General features: G+C 48.7%; 1 protein-coding gene. It reads right to left on the bottom strand.

Going from position 1 to position 931, the window contains the following annotated elements; genetic code table 11:
• On the bottom strand, positions 1–931 hold a 931-nt coding region (locus tag A1QO_RS07140), incomplete at both ends, for a cadherin-like domain-containing protein (RefSeq protein WP_038131389.1).

The following is a 931-nucleotide window of genomic DNA, read 5'->3' as shown; positions in this document are numbered from 1 at the left end:
GGCATCACCTTGTACATGGCGATCTTCTGTAATTTGACCGTTTTTATTTCCGGTGAAGATCGCAGCATCGCCAACTGCCGAGAGTGTTGTTGATGCGCCAGTATATGTTACACCACCGTGTGCATCTTTAACGTCATAGCTGAAGTGTACATCGCCGTTATAGTCTTTTTCTGGGGTAAAGGTAAACGTGCCATCGGCATTGTTTAGAATGGATCCATGGTCAGCATGCAGGTTTTCAATGGTTAGTTTACCGGCGTCATTGGCATCCACATCGACGGTATTCGCTAATAGTTGCGCAGTGGTTAAGGTTTGGCGTGTATCTTCACTGCCATTTGCAAGCACCACTTCAGATGAACAGTAAGGTCTGTCGTTACTGCCGTGAATGGTGATGACAATATCGTGTGTTGTACCATCTTTTGAATGGACTGTAATCGTATCGGTTAAGCTTTGCCCTTCACCAAGTTGGTCAATTGCAGTGCCACGCGTTGTGGGTCTAGCACCTATACCTGATAGATGCCCAGCATCGGCATGGTAATGCCAGGTGCCATCGGTGAGTAAGATTAGATCGCCATAGGTGCCGTGATAGTCGTAACCATTGCTGCCTTGGCGTTCAAATCCTGACTCGCCTAGATCGGGGTCTGTGATGGTCAGCTTGCCATCAGCATAGAGTGTTGTATTGCCAAGTGTGGCGATGCCTGAGTGAGCATAGTCGGGTGACATGTCGACACCCGCGCTGTTTTCGGTTATTGAACCAGTATCAACGCCAGCGATTTGGGCTTTATCGCCAACAGCCGAGAGCGTCGTTGATGCGCCAGTGTGTGTCACACCACCGTGGGCATCTTTGACATCATAGCTAAAGTGCACCGCTCCGTTGTAGTCTTTTTCTGGGGTAAAGGTGAATGTGCCATCGCCATTAATTAATATCGAACCG

The organism is Vibrio genomosp. F10 str. ZF-129 (genome assembly GCF_000287055.2).
GTDB lineage: Bacteria > Pseudomonadota > Gammaproteobacteria > Enterobacterales > Vibrionaceae > Vibrio.
The sequence above is the reverse complement of the archived record's forward strand: the minus strand, read 5'-3'. Positions and strand labels throughout refer to the sequence as shown.